This is a genomic window from Candidatus Thermoplasmatota archaeon, from assembly GCA_030018475.1.
Taxonomy (GTDB): Archaea; Thermoplasmatota; JASEFT01; order JASEFT01; family JASEFT01; genus JASEFT01.
Map to the genome: position 1 here is coordinate 54,739 of JASEFT010000001.1, position 20,458 is coordinate 75,196.

A 20,458-nucleotide genomic window follows, 5' to 3' on the forward strand; every position below is an offset into this window, starting at 1 on the left:
ACTTGAGGTTGTATGGAAGAAATTGCCCTGCTTGTATTTTGTGATAACGACCTATTGGAGGGAATAAGATGGAATGTCCTATCCGCCAAAAAGGAAAACTTGTATCAAAAAAAAATTGACTACTTGTATGAGGATTTGTATCTTGGTAAGTTCGAGGCGGATGTATGCAACCAATGCGGCGAGGCTTTCTTTACAGAGAATGCTATGAATAAAATAGAAAAGAAGGCAAAAGAGATAGGAATACGGGGTCTGGAGCGAAAAACAAAGATCTCAAGGTCCGGGAACTCGCTCATTATCCGAATACCGAAAGCAATTGCTGAGTTCGTTGGTGCAAAGGATGGTACAAGTGTCACCATTCGACCCGGTGGTAAAAGTAAACTTATCGTGGCAATGGAGTAAAACACGTATCCCCTATACTCGTTCCACAATTCCCTTCTCCGCATCCACAACCAGCTTATCGCCCGTTTTAATCTGCTCTATTTTAATTTTATCAACACATGGTATGCCTGGTAGGATCACACCGGTAGCAACGATAGTTTCGGTTTCTTCATTTATAATCGCTCTCGGCGCTACACCATTCTTTTTCAAGCCGTAGATCGCATAAGAGCCTGCTGTAGAGCCCTTACCGCATGGGAACACCAGTATCTTATCCTTAACACATTTGCCCTCGAGCTCGTGCCACTTTTCTATTCACGGTACCTGTCTTTGCATCTATCCCGCCGTAAAAACCAAGAGGCTCTTTTGAAACGAGCGCTTCACCTTCTGCTTTTCCTGGACAGATTGTTCTCCCTCTCATAATAACCTCGCTATCAGCTCATCAATATTTTTGAAAACAACCTTCTGCTTGCAAAAACTAGGCAGATAATTTGCAGCCTTGCCTGAATTGACACCTGTGGTTTTGTAGCCTATTCTTTCAATAGGTGAAACAACCATGCAAGTATCTGCAACTATTTTACTCCCGGCATTTTCTACAATCTTCGTATAACCCATTCTGTTAGCGCATTCCTTCATAACCCTTGAGGTGCAAATCCATAATGGTTTCTTCGGTTTTTTTCCCTTTTAGCTTCTCAGCTAAAACAGATATTTCTCTTAATGAAGCGTGCGGACAACCAAGAACCACAATATTCGGATCTTTACCTGTGTTCAGTTTCTCATAAGTCTCCTTTACAAAATGCTCGTTAAACAAAATCACCTTCCCAAAGCCCCAGCCTTCTCCCATCAAACCTCACCGTGTGATAATGAATTTGAAACGGAAAAAGTTTTTTATCTCTGCACAGATTGGAGAAATAGAAAGATTTGCTAACTCAAAGAAATTATGTTCTGATGCAGGACTTGTTCCTTCATTAAAACGATCTGGAGGCTACTTAAAAATGGGACATATACCAAAACCGAGAAGAAAATGGAGGTGAAAATTAAGTACTCATAATCATATTGATGTAACAAAAAGGGAGCCATCAGGGGTGACGGGGGTTAAATACGTGGAGTGAATGTAGGTGTTTGGAGTAAATAGTGATAAACTAAGAGCCAACCAACAGCCCAATTTTACCTACTACTTTCTTTCTATTTTTTCCTGTTTCTTTATAGACTGAACAAAAATATGATATCTTGCTATTATGTGATGAAGTGTGATCTCGCCTATGATAACGTCATTCTCCGTTACTGGCAGGCGCCTCACGCCGTATCTTGACATCAAATCCAGTGCAGCTTTAATTGTAGTTTTTGGGGCGCATTTGATAAGCTTCTTTGACATTATGCTACCTGCAGTTGCTTCGTGCAGGGTTCTAACATCAGGTATGCCGAAAACATAAGATGGCAGCTTCTTAGGCGCGAGAATTGACAGAATATCGTGTTCCGTTATCACGCCAACCAATTTTTTAGTTTCCTTACTTTCGACAACCCAAACGTGGCTCTTCCCGCTCAAAACAGCTAACACGTGCTCCACATCTGTATCCTTTTCAATTAAAGGCAGGTCCCACAAACGCTTGTCCATAATTTCTTCTACCGTAAATTTGTAGAACTCGGGCACAACCACTTTTTCTTCATGCATATACTTCCCCTCTACCGACTTTTTATGTATTAAACCTTCTCCTTCTCTTTCTTTTCTTTTCTAATCATTTTCAGGGCTTTAACTAATAAAGGAGGTGTGATAAGAGTGGTAACGATAATCATGATAAGTATAGCGGATGCTATATTCGAGCCTATAATCTTATAGTCCAATGCAAATTTGAGCAATATTAGTTCTACGCCCGCTCTTGGTATCATGGCAATACCAACAGCAAAGGACTCGCGCCCGCTAAATTTAGATATCTTAGCGCCACCACCACAACCTACAATCTTACCGATTATTGCGACAATTAGAAGAACGACTGCGAATAGCCCGATGGTTAAGAATGCGCGAACATCGAACTTCGTACCCATGAAAACAAAAAAGATAGGTATGAAAAAAGCACCACCGATCAACGATACGTGTTCTCTAACCTCAGCAGCCAAGCGGGACTGTCCAACAACCAAGCCTGCCACAAAAGCGCCAACAATAGATGCCAGCCCAATTTCTTCTGTTATCAGCCCGAAGAGTAAAACCACGATTAAGCCCAACAACAGAACGCTTTCCTTTCCTAGATGTATTTTTTCTGAGAATTTTCTAAACCCTTTTATTCCCAAAGTAAGAGCTATCAGGAAAAATAGTACAACAAAAACAACAAGTAGAGATATTCTTGCTAGAGGTATAGTACCAGTTACCACGATACCCACAAGAGCGCTTATCATTACTACGCCTATCACATCATCTACCACTGCTGCGCCCATAATCAACGTGCCAAGCCTAGTTCTTAACATTTTCAATTCTGTAAGAATTGAGGCGTTGACTCCAACCGATGTCGCCACTAGACTAACGCCTAGATATAGCGCGATGATAGTAGAAAAACCAAAAAAGATTGCCACCAAATAACCGAGTAGAAATGGAAAGATCACGCCTAAGGAAGCGACAACGCTTGAAGCAATTTCAAGCCTTTTAAATTCTTCAAAATTTATTGCCAAGCCCGTAGAAAATAGTAATAGGATTATGCCGATATCTGCAAGATGAGACATTATCTTTAGGTCATCTTCGGTGAAAATAAGGCTCTGCAGGCTTTGGATATCTACAAGCTGAGGTATAGGACCTACCAAAACGAGATAGCCTAGGTTCCCAAGAATCATGCCCAAAATTATTTCACCAAGAATTACCGGCTGTTTTATTGCTCTTGACAATATTCTCCCCAATCCCACGGCAATGAGGATAATCAAGAGACTCAGGATAAACATGCGGCGCCTTCTATTCTGAAATATTAATTGGTGGATTAACTTTTGTTTTATTAAATTTTGTTATGGAAATGGACTCTCCGAAAAGAATCTTGCTGGGGGTTACCAATTGTCGTTTCTAGAATTTAAAACCCTATTATTGTTTGCCTAGGTTGACCTCCGCAATCTGTTCCCCCCTTCAACTCCAACTTCTGGACTATCACTCCACTGCGCCCATTTGTTTGAAGCATGCGTGGGCAGAATTTTGATATACTAAGAAATCAATCCAGTTAAGAACAGAATTAAATTCAATTCGATGAGATTGTCGGCTTATAAGTGTTTAGAAGTGATAAAACAGTACCTCGATTTTAAATACTATATCCAAAGACATTTTGAAGATAAATTAGAAAGGTTTTAATCCATGGAACTTGCAGGTTTGTACAGAAACTATATTTCGTAGCTCTAACAGTGAATTTATTTTTATTATTGGGCTTTTTAATGAGCTAGAGCTCAAGTTGCTGGAAAATAATATTGGGATCATACCGACAGCTCTTGCGCCTAAAATATCGCGCTCAATCGAATCGCCAATATAAAGCGCATTTCGAGGCTCACATTTTGCTTTCTTAAGTGCAATTTTAAAAATTTTCTTGGAAGGTTTTCTAACCCCAACTTCTTCAGAAGTAGTTATAGAATCAAAAAATTTCAGTATTTTTAGCGCTTTTAATTGCTCGTGAAGATAGGCATTATCTACATCTGATATAAGCCCCAAATGAAGTTTTTTAGCTTTTATATTTCTTAATATAACTCTTGCACGTTTGTTAAGCCGTACGTTTTTCAAATGAGCTTTGAGATACTCTTCCCAAAACCAATCGTAGTCAGGAATTTTATTTTCTTCTTTTAATATTTGTGAGAATGCGTTATTTATGTTCTTCAAGCCATGCGATTGCTCATACTTTAAAGGGTTTGGGTAAGTATGGGTGCAGTATTCGTATTTTTCTACTAGCTCTTTTATTGGCGCTCTAAGATTGTATCTCCGTTTTACGGCTTTCATTAGTTTCCAATGAGCTTTCCTATCACTCTCGGTGCTCATAAGAGTACCGCCAAAATCAAAAAACACAGCTTTTACCATTTATCTCACTCTCTAAACCACAATGTATTTTTTATTTCATCGCAATCTAAGGAGAGCCATTTTTTGTCAATGAAAAGGGCTCTTTCGGCAAGGATTCTCAGAAAAATCACTGAGCTACAATCATAGCAATAAATTTCGTAAATCAGCCCTTTAAGGATATCTGCCTGCTTAACTCCTAAATCTACATTTTCGCCTTCCTCTAATACAAATCTTTGTACTTCACATTTTGAATTCTTAATTGTTTCTTCTGCGATAAGCGCTATTTCTTGAAAAATTACATCCAAAAACTCTTCACTAGGCTCTAGATTCACAGAACCTATTCTGTAATTATTATCTTTTTTCATTAGAACATTAAACCTTTGCTTGAGCCTCTTATCGTCTTTGAATTTAATTTCTATTGCCGGGAATAATCTTTCTACGAATTGGCACATTCTAAAAACTATAATATACTGGAACGTTTATTTAGCTATCGCGATTTAGCTATCAAGGAAAAACTTCGTTTTTCCTCTTATCATTCGCCTCTGCTTACGCGGGCTCATGAGGTAAAGGATAGCCTACCAGGCTTCGGACCAGCCCTTTCTTTTCTCTTAAAAAGAGAAAAGAAAGCGACTGGCGGGAAGAAAAGAGAAACAAGGGATTACTTCGTAATCCCTTAATAATACGAAGATTGCTACGCAATTACTAGTACTAATTGCGTAGTAACTAACGAAAGTTCTTTTCTTTTTCCTGGAGAGACCTGGAAGTCGGGGTTCGATTGGCGTTGAGGCGCTTCACGCCTCAACTCATTTTCAAGGCTATGTCTCGAAAATCCCCGTGAGCCCGTCTAAAAAGCGATCTCGTTCAACGCAGTTCACACATTACATTTATAATCCCACAACTACTTTTCCTCTGTATGCCCTTCTCCTTCAAAGACGAATCAAAACTTTTCGTTGACTATTACGTGCCTGACGAGTTGCCTCATCGTGAAGAAGAGCTTGAGAGCCTTAAGAAAACGTTCGCGCCGATGCTCGAAAAAAATATTCCATGCAAGGCAGAAATTACAGGCGCTCCCGGAACAGGCAAAACAGCGGTTGCAAAACTATTTAGCAAAATTGTAGCTGAGAAAGCGCATGTAAAACCAGTTTACTTAAATTGCAGAGTTGTGCCGAGCGGTGTAAGTGCAATTACAGAGACTATAGCTGAATTTGATAAAGAAGCGCGAGCGAGAGGCAAAGGTTTCTCTATGCACGAAAATTTTAAGGCTTTAGTTAAAATTTTAAAAGAGCGCGAAGCGCATTTGCTGCTTGTTCTTGACGAAGCAAACATTTTAGCAACCAAAGAGAAAGATTTTCTGTATCTTATTGGCAGGGCAAAGGAGATTGCAAAATGCAATATTTCTGTAATTCTCATAGCTGTTTACGATATTCTTCATTACTTAGATATTGCAACTCAGGATACGTTTAGAGTAATGAATAGAATAAATTTGAACATTTACACAGAGAAGCAGCTTATAGATATTATCAAGCAAAGAGTCGAGCTAGCATTTTATCCAAAAAGCATTACAAGTGCTTCTATAGACCTAATTGCAAAACTAGCAGCTAAGCAGGGGAGCGCTAGAATTGCAGTAGAATTGCTTAGAGGCGCAGGCTGGTATGCAATAAATAATTATCTTGACAAGATAACTCCGGAGTGCGTTAGAGCTACGCAGGCAGAAATATATCCTTTTTATAGTTATGATAAGCTCAGAGAACTAAGTGACCAAGAAAAAGCATACTTGCTGGCTGTAGCAAGAAAGCTAAAAGTCAAAGAAGAGCCTTACGCTACAAGCGGTGAAGTTGATAATCTATATCTTGTTGTGTGCGAAGAATATAATCTAGAAAAGTTAAGCTCTAGAACGTTACTGAGAATGCGCGAGAAACTAAAAGAGCACGGCTTTATAGACACTAAGAAATCTGCTACAAAAGAAGGTTTGACAAGTCATATTTACTTAACTGATATTCCTGGAAGCGTTCTGGAAGAGAAACTGGAAGAAGAATTAAAGAGATTAGCTAGATAGCACTAGACATCTTGTGGCGAGTGGCTTTCACGTCGCTGAGGAGCTCTAAGAGCACTCGCCATTTTTCTAGCCGGGTTCACCTAAGCTTTAAATACTCCAAAATCCTAACCAGAGTTCGTAATTGCGCTTCCCAGATATATAGCGCCCTAAGGCGGGCTCTGGGAAAGCGTTTATTGCCCAGCCCCTATTATTTTTTTGTTTCTAATTCTTCAATTATACAAGCGCCTGAACTCCCAGACCACTCTTTTCTAGCTTTGCTAACTTCTAATTTGTATTTGAACAATGGCATATTTAGAACGAAAGTTTCGTATTCGCCGCCTTCGCCAGCTAGTTGAATTTTATATTTTTTGTTAACAGCTTTTAAATCTTCAACAAGTTTCTTATCGATTTTCCTGCCGAGCAAGCTTTCATCTAATCCATAGGCGGAGACTGCTGTAACGATTATTTCGAAGCCAGCGCTCAGCATATCCTCTAACAGCATTTCTTGGTCTTTGTGCCATAATGGCGCAAAAGAACGTAAGCTAAGCTCTTCGCAAATAAAATCTATTCTCTGCTTCTGGTATTCTGAGGCTATAGCTCCTGTAACTATTCCGTCAAGCTCATCCTTTACCGATTTGATTAGCTCAGCTAAATCTTTTAATTCTTCTTCTTTCTCACCTTTAGTGGATTTTTGAATTAATGGAATTCCAATAGAGCAAGCTTGAAATTCCGTCAGCTTAGCATTATAGTAATGGAACATATAGCTGTAGGGATTCTCTGGCAGTAGTGTGATAAGGTACTTTAACTCAAAGCCTTGAGAATGCATAATATAGGCAGCGTATAAGGAATCTTTGCCTCCCGAAGTCAGTACCCCAAGCTTCATTTTTCTAATTTACTAACTAACTCGAGAGCTGATTCAGAAGCTTTTGCTAAGATTTCCAGCTCGTTTAGAGTTTTAACTTCATAATCTTCCATTAATATTTTGCCATTAACTATAGTTGTAGCTACATCAGAGCTTTTTGCAGAATATACTAGATTAGAGACAATATCATGGCACGGCGTTAAATGGGGGCTCGTCAGCTCCAATAATATCAAGTCTGCTTTTTTACCTACTTCGACTGAGCCTAATAAATGCTCTACTCCAAGCGCTTTAGCACCGTTTATAGTTGCCATATCCAGCGCTATTTGCGCTGGTATTACTCTAGGGTCCCATCTATGCATTTTCTGTAACAGAGCAGCTACTTTCATTTCTTCAAATAAATCCAAGCTATTATTTGAGACTGGGCTATCAGTTCCCAAAGCAACAGCTACGCTGTTATCAAACATCTCAGCAAGTGGCGCTACGCCACCAACGCCTAATTTCATATTAGAGACAGGGCAGTGCACTGCCTTAGCGCCCGTCTTGCTTAATATCGAAATCTCTTCTTTAGTTATCCAACCTAAATGGACTGCAACTACATTTTTATCTAAAAAACCAATTTCGTTGAGATATTCAACAGGTCTTCTGCCATGCTCTTCTAACGATTCGTAAACTTCTTTTCTTGTCTCAGCTACATGGATATGTAGCAAAGTTTCGTATTTTCTCGCCAGCTCTTTCGCTTTTAGTAAAGTTTCTGTAGAGCAGGTGTATTGAGAATGCGTTCCTACTGTTGGGGTAAATAGCTCAGAGCTACTTTTCGCTAAATTTTCAAATGCTCTGAAAGCTCCTGATGAATTCCTAAACTCAGCAGTTGGAAAATCGACAATAGCTTGAGCGAAGAAAGTTCTCACCCCACTTTCTTCAGCTGCACGCTTAACAGCGGTGCCGAAAAAATACATATCGTGGAAAGTTGTAATTCCAGCTTTGACGAGCTCTAGCATTCCTAGCACAGCACCGCGATAAACATGTTTTTCAGTTAGATTTGATTCTAAAGGCCATATCTTATCTTCAAGCCATTCTTGTAGTAAAAGATCATCAGCATAACCTCTGAAAAGAGTCATTGGTAAATGGGTGTGAGAATTAATCAAGCCTGGCAGCACTATTTTATCACTGCAATCAATTATATAGTCCTTGGTGGTTAAGTTACAGCCAATCCCAGCGATTCTATCGTCTTCTATAGAAATGTCGACGTTGCGCAGAATTTCACGATTTGCATTTTGAGTCACTACCCAAGAGCAGTTTCTTAAGAGTATCATAATATTGTATAACTCAGACTCGTTATTTAAATTTACTTACTCTTTTAGGAAGTTAGCCACACAGTTCCTGTCAAGCAAAGCAGTGTTACGAGCAAGCCTGCAATAATTACACCTATTGAGATAGTTAATATAGCCTTTGTAAGTTTAAGTCCGAAAAGATAAGCTATTAAGGAGCCGGTCCAAGCGCCTGTAAATGGTGATGGGATAGCTACGAAAGCTATAAGCCCTAGAGTTTTATATTTCTGGATTTTTGGGTTTGCTCTCCTCCTTGTACGGTCGAAAAGCCTTGTAAGAACTCTATCCCAGCGCTTGTATCTGCGCAGTAATATTTCTATATAACTAAAAAATAATATGATGAAAGGTACTGGTAAAATATTGCCGAGCACGGAAATTGAAAAAACTTGCCACAGCGGTAGGTTATAGAGAAGTCCCATTAGAATTGCTACTCTGAGCTCTGCGAAAGGCATCATTGAGATGATAAATATTATTAGATGCGGTGTCAGTTCTAGCATTTTAATTTTTTATTCATTACTTATAAACTTGCCATAGCCTTTTTCGCCAACGAACTCTAAATTCTCAATTATAGGTGTGCCTCTTATAAATACCCATAGCGGAAATACCACTGAAAAATTTTCAAACGCGCTCCATTGGCATTTAGAATGTAGCTTAGAGCTTTTGATTTTTTGCACTTCATTTAAGTCAACTAGTATCAAATCTGCGTCATAGCCTTTAGCAATTTTACCTTTTTTCAATTTGAGGAACGAGGCAGGCTTTTCACAAAACAATTCTACAGCTCTTGCTAAAGATATTTTTTGCTCTCTCACCAAATTCAGAAGCAAAGGGTAGGTTGTTTCTACGCCAGGCATGCCTGGCGGAGCTTCTGAAAAATCTTTTTTCTCTTCAAGTGTATGCGGAGCATGATCACTTGCAATAATATCTATTTCATTTGCTTTTAGCGCTTGCCAGAGTGCGTTGCTGTCTTCCTTAGTTCTAAGAGGAGGTACAACCTTACCTAAGCCTTCTATCTTCAGTTTTGAGTTTGAATTTAGCAATAAATAATGAAGTGCAACTTCAGAACTAAAATTTTTATTTTCTAGATAAGGGAGCGATTCCTTTGCAGAAACATGGCATATATGTAGAGGTCTTTTGGTAAAGGAAGATAATTTTTTTATAGCTTCTGGTTCAGCTTTCCAACTAAGCTTCATGTGCTCATTCAAGTTTTTTGCATGCCCTTGTTTAATGAAATTTTTATCTTCTGCATGGACCAGCAAAGGCTTAGAAATATTTTCTTTTTCTATCAATTTTAGAGTTTCTTCGTAAACTGAGAAATCAATTTCAGGCAGGTAGATTTTAAAGCCGGTAGCTAATTTAGCAAGTTTTTTTAGCTCTTTGCTCACTGCGCTAGCGTATAACCCGAAATCAATACACGACTTATTTTTTACAATTCTTAACTTATTTTGAAATCTTTCTACAGAATCTACTTTAGGTATTGTATTAGGCATATCTGCCACATAGCTTACACCTCCGAAGCAAGCTGCTAAACTTCCTGTGAAAAAATCTTCTTTATGCTCTAAACCAGGCTCGCGAAAATGCACATGAACATCTACACCTGAAGGTAAAATAAGTTTAGAGCCGAAATCTAAGTTTTTTTCTCCCTTAAGCACTTTTTTTATTTCTACAATTCTACCGTTTTCAATTCCAACGCAGCACTTCATTAACTCGTACTCGCCACCAAGCCAGAGATTACCTTCTATTACAAGATAGCTCATAATTATTCCTCAACAAGTTTCCTTTCAACTATTTTCCCTCTAGGCGAGACCTCTGAAAATATCTGAGCTTGGAATTTATAAATTTTGATGTCTTTACTCAGCCAAGCATCTGGTGGTAAGCCTGCTTTCATACACACATGTGTAAGAAAATCTTCTTCATCCCACTTCCACTCGACAGGAACTTGCGGTAGCAAAATACCTCTAAAAAGAGCTTTCTCTGCAATTAGTCCGTCAACGCCAATCTTAATCTTCTCTTTGTATTCAAGAGGATGTCTGACTTCAATTAGCTCAGGGTGTGTTAAAATACTTAATTCTACAACTATTTTATCAATTTCTTGCTCAGTTAAAGGCTCAAATCTAGGGTCGTTACATGCGTTCTGAGCACTCTCTATTATCGCATTTGCTAGTTCTAAACTAGGTTCTAGATAACCTATACATCCACGTAGCTCTTTCTCAGGATATGTATTGATAGTAACGAACACGCCTAATTTTTGATCGAATTTAGCTGATAACTTTTCTGTGATTTTTGGCTCGCCTTTCACATATCTTTCAATCGTTTCTCGTGCAAGCTTCACTGCCTTTATACCTTCTTCTAAAGAGAGCATGCTTTGTTAATGCGCTCCGAAGGTTTTTAATTTTACTACTGCTATTCTATTTTCTGAATGTTCGCGAAAAGAATGAAAAGTATAGAAGTTACTGGTATAAGAAAAATGTTCGAGCTTGCAGGCGAAGGAGCAATTAATCTAGGACTTGGCGAGCCCGATTTTCAACCTGCTCAACACATAAAAGAAGCGCTAGAAAAAGCTCTGGCAGATGGTTTTAATAAATACGGTCCTACTGCAGGTATTTATCAGTTAAGGGAAGCGGTTGCAGAAAGGCTAAAAAAATACAAGTCAGATATTACTCACGATGAAATAATTATTACTGCAGGCGCTACCGAAGCTCTGCATGCAGCTATGCTCACTTTTATTGAAAAAGGCGATGAGGTTTTAGTTCCCAACCCAGGCTTTCCGCTATATCCAACTGAAGTTTCACTTGCAGGCGGCAAACCTGTTTTTTATAGACTGAAAGAGGATTTCATGCCTAACGTAGCTAATTTTAAGGTTAGTAAAAAAACCAAGGCTATTATTGTGAACTCGCCTTCTAATCCCACAGGAAGTGTTTTTAGCAAAGAGAAAGTAAAAGAAATAATAGAATTTGCAGAAGATAATGACTTAATTATATTTTCAGATGAGGTTTACGACGAAATAATCTACGACTGCGAGCATTTCTCTTTTCTAGGAAATTACGATAATGTAGTGCACATAAATTCATTTTCCAAAACTTATGCTTTGACAGGCTGGAGGCTTGGCTATTTAGCCGCTAAAAAAGAATTTGTTAATGAAATATTGAAAATGCATTACTATACAGTGGCATGTCCGCCTACACCTACTCAGTATGCAGCGCTTACAGCACTTAAAAGTTCACAGGAATGCGTTAAAAAAATGGTATCAGAATTTAGAAAAAGGCGCGATACAGCTATAAAAATCATCAATGATATGAAGGGCTTTCGCTGTGTGCCGCCCAAGGGCGCTTTCTATCTATTCCCTTCTTATAACTTAGATATTACTTCTGAAAAGCTCGCACTGAAAATACTTGAAAAAAACGTTATTTGCGTTCCTGGAATTGCGTTTGGCACTGCTGGCGAAAGCCATTTAAGAATTTCTTATGCAAATTCAATTGAGAACATAGAAAAGGGCTTGGGAATAGTCAGAGAAGTTGTTGAAAAGCTTTAGAATAAAAGCAACGAGAGTATAGGCGCTATAAAAATATAATGTGTTGCGGTATCTGTTATTCGAATAGAGTTCCTGCGCGTGCTCAGTGAAAAGCCTCCAAAATTTGTCAGCGCAAGTTTATCTAGCTTGCCTACTGGCGTACTGACAAGTATTTTGAGATTTATTTGGAGCTCTTTGACATTACAACTTAGTTCTAGAACAGGCATTTTACCAAACAGCGAATGAACAGCAAATCTCACGCTAGTTAGCTCTACAGCTAAAAGCTCTAATTTCTCCACTCTTGCTAGTCCCACTGTAGCGTTACCAGCCTCGAACAATAGCTTATCTACGTCGCCTGTCATGAGCACAGTATCACTTTCGCTTCTCACTGAGTAATACTTCAGCCCTTCTACGTATAGCTTGTACTCTCCCTCTCTCCCAACAAGCTCGCCTGCTAGCTTTAGCTGAAAATCAAATTTCTCAGAAGCACTGATATTGAATTCAGGCAAGGCTTTATGGATAGCAAACGTCTCACCAACTAATTTCGGTGAAGGCAGTATTTTGAACTCAAATTTTTCAGGTAGTTTATGAGCTAGGAAGTAGCTTTTACGCGTTCCTTTTCCTCCTGCAATATTTAGATAGATAGCAGGTGTGGAAGAGCTTGCTTCCCAAACCATAGTAAGATTAGGCCTACGAGTAAAAGTTAAACTTAAGTTCTGAGGTACGTTAGCTATTAAAATCTCTATACTTAAATTTAGTTGCTCAAGCGTTTCTGTTAGTGTAACTTCAACTCCATCTTTCACAACCTCTTCTTCAACTATTTTTATAACTCCGCTTCCGTTTTTCAGTTCGGTAATATTCAATAGATGCGCAAATAGTTTTGTATTATCCCTTTCTAAACTAGCGGTAAGCCAGTTAAAAGAGCTTACCCAGTTTTCAAATAAATATCTTAGCTCAAGACCGTTGCTCCTGTTCAAACTAAAAGTTCCATTTTGAGGTAGCTCTAAATACATTTTACTGTGTAAAGATGATTTTGTAGCGCTCAATGCTATTCCGTGAGTCCAAGGTAGTGTGTTTTCATCAGCGCTAAGATTAGCAATAATGATTGGGGCTTGAGCAGAAGTATAAGAGAACGTTAGGCTCTCGCTAAGTATAAGCTCTTCAAACAACTTGCCAAAGGTATGCGTAGCTTGCTCTAGAGCATTAGCAAAGGAAGATAATACTTCGAGCTTTGAAAAGTTCAGCTCCTCAAGTTCAGGTATCGCAACTAAAGGTCGCGCTAATGAAATATTGATTTTAGTAGCTAAGTTCTTAACCAATATTTTTCCTCCAGCGTAATTAGCGTTGAGAAGTACTTTCAGAGGGTATTCTTTGAAGAGCTCTAGCTCAAAGATTTCCCCGGCTCGTAAAAATTTAAGTTTCTCTAGTCTTAGAGCTATCGCACTCTCAAAAGTATTTACGAAAAGGTAGTTATCAGTCATTTTATAGAAATGTCCTTTACTCAATGCGCAGTGTAGCTCAACCTCAGAACCGAATTCAAAACTGACATTTTGATTCTCTCTTGTAAAATTACCTTCCTGCGCATTTTTTACATATCCTTCTAGATTATAATTTTGAGTTTTTGCTATAATAGCAAGTTCTACAGGCTCCTTGAAAATATAACTCAGCCCTTTAACGCTACCTTCAATTGCTAGTTCTGATGGAAGCTTAGAAATATCAACTAAAATTTCTATACCCTTGTAAATGCAAATAGCTTTGAATGCCTCGTCACCGGCGCTCCTTTTTAGTAAGAGAGTTATATTTCTACCGAGCGATAGCTTGAGCTCTGTAACATTTGTCAAGCCTGCTTGGATTGAAGTGTTGAGCGACCCAATATAATTACCTGACAGCAGTAATTGTTCTGCATTTACAGTATTATTCTCAACACTACCCTTTAGAAATGCAAATTCAAGTTTAGCTATAGGAGACTGAAGGTGAAACACGTTATCAGGAGCGTAGAATGTTTCTGAGATACTTCTTAAAGCCTTCCGCACTCTGTTCATTGCGGCAGATATCCTTGCAATAACATAATTTAGAGCTCTACCGATAAAAGTATCACTGGCGTCTGGATTGAGCTCTTCTTTAGGTGGAATTGTAAAAGTACCTCTCAGCACAAGCTTTATTGGTAAATTTAAAAGCTCTAGTTTGGCTATCTGCCCAGCACTGAAATCGTAATAGATAGATGAAAATTTAGAGACTGTGCCTGAGGCGTTGTATTCAAGGACAGAGAACGGCCTCCCAATCTCAGCTGATAGATTTATAATTGATAGATTTAGATTTGAAGGTAAGTTGCTGAGCTCGAATTCCCCATATAAATTTTCATCTTTGTAGCAAGCGCTAATATTTGTCTCTTCGCTTCCAGACCAAGTTAGAGCTGTTCTTTCAGCAACTTCTTCATAGTAGATATTTCCATATTTTATTCCAGGCGAGAATCTTGCCTCAAACGAATTTAAAGCTTTCACAGGCTGAAATTGCGCGTAGCCTATAAAAATTGAGAGTTCAGAAATTTGTATATCCATATTCCAAGTTATTTGATAAGGTGGTGTTACGTTAATTATGGTCTGCCCGCCCATCGCAAAAGCAACGGCTTCAAGTGTAATATTTTCAGAAATTGCGGTAAAAGAAAAAGTCCCAGGTAAAGAATAGAAATAAAAACCAATTATCCAAATATAAGTTTTATTTTCGTAACTTACGGGTTTGACGAAATAGATCGTCAGGTTATCAAGCTCTCTAGCTCTATAAATATTGATATTTAACCCACCAATCAGGTGAGTGGGTGGTTCCCACCAATCCCTAAAAGGCTCGTTCACTATGCCAGTTAATACTAACGAAACAACAAAGTCGTCGTCGCCATCCCCATCAACATCTATAGAATTATTTTCATGTAGAGTAAATCCCAATTGAGGTATTGCACCGCCAGCTACGCCATCTCTATCAACTTGTAAAATATCATTGTAATAAGTGAATACATAATATCTTCTATCTATAGTGGCTGTTGCAACGTTGATAGTAATATCTTCTAGCAGAGGTTTATCATCAACGCCTCCCAAAAAAACTACTGCATACATAAAATATCTTCCTGAGACAACTTCCTTAACAATTTCCTCAAAATCCGGGAATAGTTGCTTAACCGCCTCTGGAATCACGTCTCTGGAAGACCAAACTGGTACCCAAATCCCGAGAGTAAGGTTATAGGAGACCCCAACAATGATTACAATCTCTGATAAGTGAGGTTGAGTTGTAGGATGCCAAACAACATTTTTCAAAACTGCATTATCTGTCCCTGAATCTAAAGGTGTAGAAATGAACACACCTTGAGCAGCAAGGGTATGCAGTCTAATCATATCATTTGCTATATCTACGTTTTCGCTAAAAGAGCAATTATTCCGAAAGTCAGCAGTTGTTGTATGGGTCCATGGTTTATAAGTAGTTTCTGGAGTGATATTTGCATTCTCAATATCTTCAAATATTCTTGACCATTCAGGCTTTGGCTTACTTATTCTACCTACGTTATAACTTATTTCTTTCGGCGATTTCTTTTCATAACCCCAGTCGAGCTCGTTAACTAAGTTCTCTGCCCTCTCTTTTACTAAGCCACTCGAACTTTCAAATTCTTGCTTCGCAAGCTCAAGTTCTTGCGGTATACCGAAGTCATTCGGTACAATTCTCGTTTCGCCAGTAGGTATAAGCGATGCTAGCTGTACGCTTGTGAGAATTATTGCAACTACAAGAAGTATCACTATAGGCTTTATTATCCTCTGCTTTAGGAAATTCTTTAGCTTAGAACGGATAGAAACAGGAGTAGGTTTGGATGGAGCAAGAGGGGGCTCAGCTTCCTTTACCTCTTTTTCAAGCTTTGGCTTGGCTTCTTCCTTTCTTATCTCTTTCTTGGGTTCGGGCTTAGGCTCTGGCTTTGGGAGCGGCTCCCTTAAAATACCAACAGCTTTACACTCAGGGCATTTAACTTTCAAAGGTCTTTTCTTAGATGTTACTTCTATGATATGTTCGCATTTATGGCATTTGACTTTAACCTTTTCCATCAGTGAGTAAATTCTCTGGCGGATATATAAACTATAGCTCGAAAGATGCGTCTGCCGGGATTTGAACCCGGGCTATGAGCTTGGGAAGCTCAAGTCCTAACCAGACTAGACTACAGACGCTCCAATACCAAAATAACTTTACGCTCGTTTAAAAGTTGCTTTTAGAAGAACTGGTGCGAGCAAAGTAGTAAAGGTATGAAGAAGATAGCAAGCATGCCTATGTCCTTTATCGCAGATAGATCTATTATTGCGCCAATCCAGACGAAAAAACAAAGGTATGAAAAATTAAATCATAACCGGCAATGACATAGTGCCGTTTAGCACTCTAGTTAGTAAAAACGGTCCTAGCAAGATTCCAGCAAGTATTTCTCCAATAACCGTCAGCTGCTTGAGCTTTTCAAATGCATAGCCTAACGCTTTTGCAGCGATAATTGCAAGTGCAATCTCAAGCAGCATTTTCAGACAGAAGTCAAGTCAGGCATGCCGAATCTATAAGAGGGAAAACTTTCGGTGCGAAAATATTAAGGACGTTATGCTCAGTAATTACACCTACAACTTTTCTGCTGCCTTCACTCTTTACAACCCAAATATGGTCTTTACCTCATAAAATCGCTAATACTTTATCCAAAACCGCTTGTCAACAATATCTTCAACTTTAAGCTCGTAAAACGATTCCGTTAATTCCTTCTGCTCAGTCATGGCTTTTAAAAGGCGATAGAATGGCTTAAATATTCTCATTACTATATGAATAAAACGGTGAAAATAAGATTAGCGTAATAAAAGGTATCTCAGAAACTCTATACAAAGCTTACAAAAAGAAGTTAGCGTTGGATGAGTTACTACGTAAAAAAACAGGGCTAAAAATTAACTTGATGAAGCAACTGTCAGATAGTTTCTCTAAAGTTTACGAGAGGAAGCTTACTGAAGAGATCTTAGCAAATCCTCTTCCTAATCATATAGCTATTATAATGGACGGAAATAGAAGATTTGCAGAAAAGCTAGGCTTGAAGCCTATTGAAGGACATGTCATGGGCAGGGATAAACTAGAAGAAGTGCTTGACTGGTGTTTAGAGCTAGGTATAAAGATAGTTACTGTTTATGCGCTTTCTACGGAGAATATTATGAGAACTGCTGAGGAGTTAAAAGCGCTCTTGGAACTTTTCACAGAAAGTTTCAGAAAGGCTGGCGATGATGAAAGAGTACACAGAAACAAAGTAAGAATAAAAGCTATTGGCAGAGTAGATATTTTGCCTAGAGAAGTTCAAGAATCGATAAAATATGCAGAAGATAGGACAAAAGAGCACGAGAATTACTATCTTAACATAGCAATAGCTTACGGGGGCAGGGAGGAAATAGTGCAGGCTGTGAGAGGAATTGCAAATGATGTGAAGGTTGGTAAATTAGATGAAAGCAGTATAAACGAGGAGCTAATATCTTCTTATCTCTATACTAAAGATTTGCCTGATCCTGATTTGATTTTAAGGACTTCTGGTGAGGAAAGAATCTCTAATTTCCTGCTCTGGCAGCTTGCTTATTCAGAACTATATTTTGCAGATGTTTATTGGCCTGAACTTAGAAAGATAGATTTTCTTAGAGCAATAAGAGCTTATCAGCATCGTCAGCGCAGGTTTGGAGAGTAAAATATATATTGAGTTAAAAATCTTTACTTATAAAGATGAAAATAAAAAAGCTTAGCGCTGTGATAGCCTTTGTTCTTATATTGCTCTCGTCCCTGAGTTTTATTCCTTTAAATGCCAAAGGCGCTGTTGTGGAAAGTGATAGCGAAGTACCAATAGCTCTATATTTTCATAGGAATAATACAATGAATACCACTCCGCCAGCCGTAGGCGTAGAGGCGAAAGCATCACTAAAAGATGGTGGATCAATAACTTTTTTCTCTCCTGAGTTGAAAGAGGATCTAACTGTGAACACAATTTACTGCAACGTTAGTTTTTATCTAGAGATCAAAGTTACACAAGTACATACGCCGCACACTGATCCAAACGAAACTGTTGATGTGAAGTTGAGTTTCTCTTTCGAGAATCCAGAGCTGCGTGCAGAGGCTACAGAATGGTTTGAAGACGTTATCGAATGGAGTGGCTGGAAAACAGTCAATCTTACTTACGATAAGACTGGTAAGGTTACATTAAAAAAATATTCTAACTTAACTTTAAAAATCTCTTCAAAAGCGGTTCCCTCGTCAATTCTTGCATACAACTATAATGTAACGCTTTACTACGACGAGAAAAATTACGCATCGCAGGTATCATTTCCTTGTTCGCCGGTAACAGCCACTGTAACTACAGAAGGTGGTACTGAATTCAAGCCTTATGCGCCAACCCCCGAAATACCATTTAAAGGAAACATAAAAGACGCTTTTGACAACGAAGACTTAAAAGAAGTAAGATTAGAAATCAATGGCCCAGGCTATCATTATACTACTCCGCCACTGGAAAATATAACAACCGGCGATTACACCTATAAATGGAACTATTCTGGTGAGAGCTCCAGACTGAAAGCAGGCAACTACACAGCAAGACTTAACGTAATAACTCATCAGCATACATTTTACAAAACCACTAATTTTACGTTTATTGCCTGCGCTTTGGATTCATGGTCAAATCGTACATATGAAACAATACTTGTAGGCAAGTCTGCAAGCTATGCAGTAGCTATAAGAAACACAGGTTCATATGATACTACAGTTACTATCAATATATCTTTCGATATACAAATTATACCCGGCGGAAGTCATTTATGGAACATAACTGTTTTTGACAAAGATAGAGGCGTTATTGTGGGTAACGTAAGTACTAACGCAAGCAGGAGTTTGTATTATGATGTTTACAATTTCAATGGCGGCAGTACTAAAAATCTTATTTTAACTGTAACTTCTGCAGACACCACAATAGGCGTGGATTGGAAATGCAGAGTAGATTTACATGCACGCTCGATTACTCCCGGCCATGAGGCAGATGCGCCGCCAGTTACTATTTTCACTTATATTGCGGCGCCTTACGAAATAAATATCACATGGTCGAAAAGGTATGATTACATACTTGTTAACAGACTATACCAGCTCGAGCTTACTGTAATTAATCTAGGCTCTATGCCGGATTCGGTTGAAATTGTGCTCAACTATACTAATAAAGCTGTCTGGAATATAACCTTAGAAAAGGACATCGTAGAAAATCTTAATCCCTATGGCTCACCAGGCTATTTTAGTGCAGTTAAACTTAACGTTACAGCTAATACCACCGCAGGTGCAGATAATACTACACTAAACATTACTGCAGAATCTGTTTACGCGCCACTGGATTATAAAGCCAACTGGACTAATAAGACACTCAAATATTTAACTCTAGAGCTTAAGCGCGCGTTCGGAATATCTCTGCCTGATGTGGGTGAGTATACTAAGAATGTAGATGTGAAAGTTTCTCAAGATCAAGCGCAATATACAATCGCTCTAGAAACTAATGACGAGATTCCTCATTTGGTTAGGCTAACTGCAAACGCAACTCCTCCTTTAACCGCAACTCTTGAAAGTACTTACGTAGAAGTCTCTAAAGCTACTCGTAAGGAAGTAATTTTAACAGTTACAGCTCCTAAAGGAACTCGCGCAGGCAGCTATACAACAATTATAAACGTGGGTATTGAGGTAGAAGGTATCGTTAGTCCGGAGCATACTAAAACGAAATCTGTAATTACAATTGTAAATACTTACTATGATATAGACGTGGTATGGTCTGACGAAAACATCAAGGTTATTAATCTTACCGCCTCTCCAGGCGCTACGATAACGAAGAGCTTAAAAGTAACTAATAAAGGCAATAATTTTACAGATGTCGCTCTATTTCTGGCTAAGGGTTGGGAATATGCTAGTTTAGAAACAGAGCGTATAGATGGATTGGCGCCAGCCCCCAACAACACCTGTAAAATAGATATAATTTTGAAAATACCTAGTGATGCAAAGCACGGCCAGAAAATTCTAATTGAAGTAAGAGCTACTGCTTATGGCGAAACAGAAACTACAACTCTTATAATTGAAGTTACTAAAACAGAGCTGGAGCGCTTTTGGGACATTCTAGCTCAGATGGCTCATTTCATTATACTTTTAATCGCTGTTATTGTTGTTTTTGTAACGATGTGGCTGAAGAGAAGGAAGTAGTAGAAGAAACTCTTCAGAGAAAGAAAAAGTAGGTCAAAGTTTTGTCTTTTTGAAAAGCAGTGAAAATATTATTAATATAGCAAATCATTTCTCT

Annotated in this window: 20 protein-coding genes, 1 tRNA gene and 1 pseudogene; 6 read left to right on the top strand and 16 right to left on the bottom strand. The window is 38.6% G+C overall.

The genetic code is table 11. The features are described from left to right. Positions 1–12: 12 nt before the first annotated feature. Complete coding sequence (locus QMD21_00240) at positions 13–399, top strand: AbrB/MazE/SpoVT family DNA-binding domain-containing protein (protein MDI6855201.1); 387 nt, start codon at positions 13–15, stop codon at positions 397–399. 12 nt (positions 400–411) lie between these two features. Here QMD21_00240 and QMD21_00245 read toward each other — a convergent pair. From QMD21_00245 to QMD21_00255, 3 genes and pseudogenes are all read right to left on the bottom strand, one after another. Further along, a pseudogene (locus QMD21_00245) lies at positions 412–796 on the bottom strand (DUF126 domain-containing protein). After that, positions 793–1,011 carry an aconitase X gene (locus QMD21_00250; GenBank protein MDI6855202.1) on the bottom strand — a complete coding sequence of 73 codons (219 nt, stop codon included), beginning with the start codon at positions 1,009–1,011 and terminating at the stop codon, positions 793–795. Before QMD21_00250 ends, QMD21_00245 begins: the two are co-directional and overlap by 4 nt. After that, positions 995–1,219 carry an aconitase X gene (locus QMD21_00255; GenBank protein MDI6855203.1) on the bottom strand — a complete coding sequence of 75 codons (225 nt, stop codon included), beginning with the start codon at positions 1,217–1,219 and terminating at the stop codon, positions 995–997. Before QMD21_00255 ends, QMD21_00250 begins: the two co-directional genes overlap by 17 nt. 19 nt (positions 1,220–1,238) lie before the next feature. Here QMD21_00255 and QMD21_00260 point away from each other — a divergent pair, with 19 nt between their 5' ends. Beyond that, positions 1,239–1,409: a transposase gene (locus QMD21_00260; GenBank protein ID MDI6855204.1), complete on the top strand. Its 171-nt coding sequence runs from the start codon at positions 1,239–1,241 to the stop codon at positions 1,407–1,409. A gap of 140 nt (positions 1,410–1,549) precedes the next feature. On the opposite strand, the gene QMD21_00265 is transcribed toward QMD21_00260, so the two are convergent. The 4 genes from QMD21_00265 to QMD21_00280 form a co-directional block, all read right to left on the bottom strand. Further along, positions 1,550–2,047 carry a CBS domain-containing protein gene (locus tag QMD21_00265; GenBank protein ID MDI6855205.1) on the bottom strand — a complete coding sequence of 166 codons (498 nt, stop codon included), beginning with the start codon at positions 2,045–2,047 and terminating at the stop codon, positions 1,550–1,552. Between the two features lie 29 nt (positions 2,048–2,076). After that, the gene (locus QMD21_00270; GenBank protein MDI6855206.1) at positions 2,077–3,300 is read right to left on the bottom strand and encodes a cation:proton antiporter; all 1,224 of its coding nucleotides are present in this window, start codon (positions 3,298–3,300) and stop codon (positions 2,077–2,079) included. 379 nt (positions 3,301–3,679) lie between these two features. Next, the gene (locus QMD21_00275; GenBank protein ID MDI6855207.1) at positions 3,680–4,405 is read right to left on the bottom strand and encodes an HAD-IA family hydrolase; all 726 of its coding nucleotides are present in this window, start codon (positions 4,403–4,405) and stop codon (positions 3,680–3,682) included. 5 nt (positions 4,406–4,410) lie between these two features. Beyond that, the gene (locus QMD21_00280; protein MDI6855208.1) at positions 4,411–4,836 is read right to left on the bottom strand and encodes a hypothetical protein; all 426 of its coding nucleotides are present in this window, start codon (positions 4,834–4,836) and stop codon (positions 4,411–4,413) included. Between the two features lie 461 nt (positions 4,837–5,297). Between QMD21_00280 and QMD21_00285 the strand changes: the two genes are divergently transcribed. Next, positions 5,298–6,440: an AAA family ATPase gene (locus QMD21_00285; protein MDI6855209.1), complete on the top strand. Its 1,143-nt coding sequence runs from the start codon at positions 5,298–5,300 to the stop codon at positions 6,438–6,440. A 187-nt stretch (positions 6,441–6,627) separates the two neighbouring features. Here the strand turns inward: QMD21_00285 and QMD21_00290 are convergent, their stop codons facing one another. From QMD21_00290 to QMD21_00310, 5 genes are read right to left on the bottom strand one after another with little or no spacing between them, the layout of a single operon-like run. Further along, complete coding sequence (locus tag QMD21_00290; protein MDI6855210.1) at positions 6,628–7,302, bottom strand: TIGR00289 family protein; 675 nt, start codon at positions 7,300–7,302, stop codon at positions 6,628–6,630. Beyond that, positions 7,299–8,594: an amidohydrolase gene (locus QMD21_00295; protein ID MDI6855211.1), complete on the bottom strand. Its 1,296-nt coding sequence runs from the start codon at positions 8,592–8,594 to the stop codon at positions 7,299–7,301. Before QMD21_00295 ends, QMD21_00290 begins: the two co-directional genes overlap by 4 nt. Before the next feature lie 44 nt (positions 8,595–8,638). After that, complete coding sequence (locus QMD21_00300; GenBank protein ID MDI6855212.1) at positions 8,639–9,106, bottom strand: small multi-drug export protein; 468 nt, start codon at positions 9,104–9,106, stop codon at positions 8,639–8,641. 9 nt (positions 9,107–9,115) lie between these two features. Next, positions 9,116–10,363, bottom strand: a complete 1,248-nt coding sequence (locus tag QMD21_00305) for a dihydroorotase family protein (GenBank protein ID MDI6855213.1) — start codon at positions 10,361–10,363, stop codon at positions 9,116–9,118. 2 nt (positions 10,364–10,365) lie between these two features. Then, positions 10,366–10,968 carry a TIGR00296 family protein gene (locus QMD21_00310; GenBank protein ID MDI6855214.1) on the bottom strand — a complete coding sequence of 201 codons (603 nt, stop codon included), beginning with the start codon at positions 10,966–10,968 and terminating at the stop codon, positions 10,366–10,368. A 72-nt stretch (positions 10,969–11,040) separates the two neighbouring features. Between QMD21_00310 and QMD21_00315 the strand changes: the two genes are divergently transcribed. After that, positions 11,041–12,138 carry a pyridoxal phosphate-dependent aminotransferase gene (locus tag QMD21_00315; protein ID MDI6855215.1) on the top strand — a complete coding sequence of 366 codons (1,098 nt, stop codon included), beginning with the start codon at positions 11,041–11,043 and terminating at the stop codon, positions 12,136–12,138. Here QMD21_00315 and QMD21_00320 read toward each other — a convergent pair. The 4 genes from QMD21_00320 to QMD21_00335 all read right to left on the bottom strand — a co-directional run bounded on the left by QMD21_00320 (position 12,135) and on the right by QMD21_00335 (position 16,934). Beyond that, positions 12,135–16,196 (bottom strand): hypothetical protein, encoded by a 4,062-nt coding sequence (locus QMD21_00320; protein ID MDI6855216.1) that lies wholly within the window; start codon positions 16,194–16,196, stop codon positions 12,135–12,137. The genes QMD21_00315 and QMD21_00320 overlap by 4 nt on opposite strands. Positions 16,197–16,242: 46 nt before the next feature. Beyond that, positions 16,243–16,316 (bottom strand) — tRNA-Gly (locus tag QMD21_00325). Positions 16,317–16,481: 165 nt separating this feature from the next. Continuing rightward, the gene (locus QMD21_00330) at positions 16,482–16,652 is read right to left on the bottom strand and encodes a hypothetical protein (GenBank protein ID MDI6855217.1); all 171 of its coding nucleotides are present in this window, start codon (positions 16,650–16,652) and stop codon (positions 16,482–16,484) included. Between the two features lie 156 nt (positions 16,653–16,808). Next, positions 16,809–16,934 (bottom strand): hypothetical protein, encoded by a 126-nt coding sequence (locus QMD21_00335; protein ID MDI6855218.1) that lies wholly within the window; start codon positions 16,932–16,934, stop codon positions 16,809–16,811. 125 nt (positions 16,935–17,059) lie between these two features. Between QMD21_00335 and uppS the strand changes: the two genes are divergently transcribed. Then, positions 17,060–17,836 (top strand): polyprenyl diphosphate synthase, encoded by a 777-nt coding sequence (gene uppS / locus QMD21_00340; GenBank protein ID MDI6855219.1) that lies wholly within the window; start codon positions 17,060–17,062, stop codon positions 17,834–17,836. Positions 17,837–17,871: 35 nt separating this feature from the next. Further along, positions 17,872–20,364, top strand: coding sequence for a hypothetical protein (locus QMD21_00345; GenBank protein ID MDI6855220.1), 2,493 nt, complete (start codon positions 17,872–17,874; stop codon positions 20,362–20,364). Positions 20,365–20,458: the final 94 nt, after the last annotated feature.

Coding starts and splice junctions, on each gene's coding strand:
- QMD21_00240 (MDI6855201.1), top strand. CDS start 13: ATGGAAGAAATTGCCCTGCTTGTATTTTGTGATAACGACCTATTGGAG.
- QMD21_00250 (MDI6855202.1), bottom strand. CDS start 1,011: ATGAAGGAATGCGCTAACAGAATGGGTTATACGAAGATTGTAGAAAAT.
- QMD21_00255 (MDI6855203.1), bottom strand. CDS start 1,219: ATGGGAGAAGGCTGGGGCTTTGGGAAGGTGATTTTGTTTAACGAGCAT.
- QMD21_00260 (MDI6855204.1), top strand. CDS start 1,239: ATGAATTTGAAACGGAAAAAGTTTTTTATCTCTGCACAGATTGGAGAA.
- QMD21_00265 (MDI6855205.1), bottom strand. CDS start 2,047: ATGCATGAAGAAAAAGTGGTTGTGCCCGAGTTCTACAAATTTACGGTA.
- QMD21_00270 (MDI6855206.1), bottom strand. CDS start 3,300: ATGTTTATCCTGAGTCTCTTGATTATCCTCATTGCCGTGGGATTGGGG.
- QMD21_00275 (MDI6855207.1), bottom strand. CDS start 4,405: ATGGTAAAAGCTGTGTTTTTTGATTTTGGCGGTACTCTTATGAGCACC.
- QMD21_00280 (MDI6855208.1), bottom strand. CDS start 4,836: ATGTGCCAATTCGTAGAAAGATTATTCCCGGCAATAGAAATTAAATTC.
- QMD21_00285 (MDI6855209.1), top strand. CDS start 5,298: ATGCCCTTCTCCTTCAAAGACGAATCAAAACTTTTCGTTGACTATTAC.
- QMD21_00290 (MDI6855210.1), bottom strand. CDS start 7,302: ATGAAGCTTGGGGTACTGACTTCGGGAGGCAAAGATTCCTTATACGCT.
- QMD21_00295 (MDI6855211.1), bottom strand. CDS start 8,594: ATGATACTCTTAAGAAACTGCTCTTGGGTAGTGACTCAAAATGCAAAT.
- QMD21_00300 (MDI6855212.1), bottom strand. CDS start 9,106: ATGCTAGAACTGACACCGCATCTAATAATATTTATCATCTCAATGATG.
- QMD21_00305 (MDI6855213.1), bottom strand. CDS start 10,363: ATGAGCTATCTTGTAATAGAAGGTAATCTCTGGCTTGGTGGCGAGTAC.
- QMD21_00310 (MDI6855214.1), bottom strand. CDS start 10,968: ATGCTCTCTTTAGAAGAAGGTATAAAGGCAGTGAAGCTTGCACGAGAA.
- QMD21_00315 (MDI6855215.1), top strand. CDS start 11,041: ATGAAAAGTATAGAAGTTACTGGTATAAGAAAAATGTTCGAGCTTGCA.
- QMD21_00320 (MDI6855216.1), bottom strand. CDS start 16,196: ATGGAAAAGGTTAAAGTCAAATGCCATAAATGCGAACATATCATAGAA.
- QMD21_00330 (MDI6855217.1), bottom strand. CDS start 16,652: ATGCTGCTTGAGATTGCACTTGCAATTATCGCTGCAAAAGCGTTAGGC.
- QMD21_00335 (MDI6855218.1), bottom strand. CDS start 16,934: ATGAGAATATTTAAGCCATTCTATCGCCTTTTAAAAGCCATGACTGAG.
- QMD21_00345 (MDI6855220.1), top strand. CDS start 17,872: ATGAAAATAAAAAAGCTTAGCGCTGTGATAGCCTTTGTTCTTATATTG.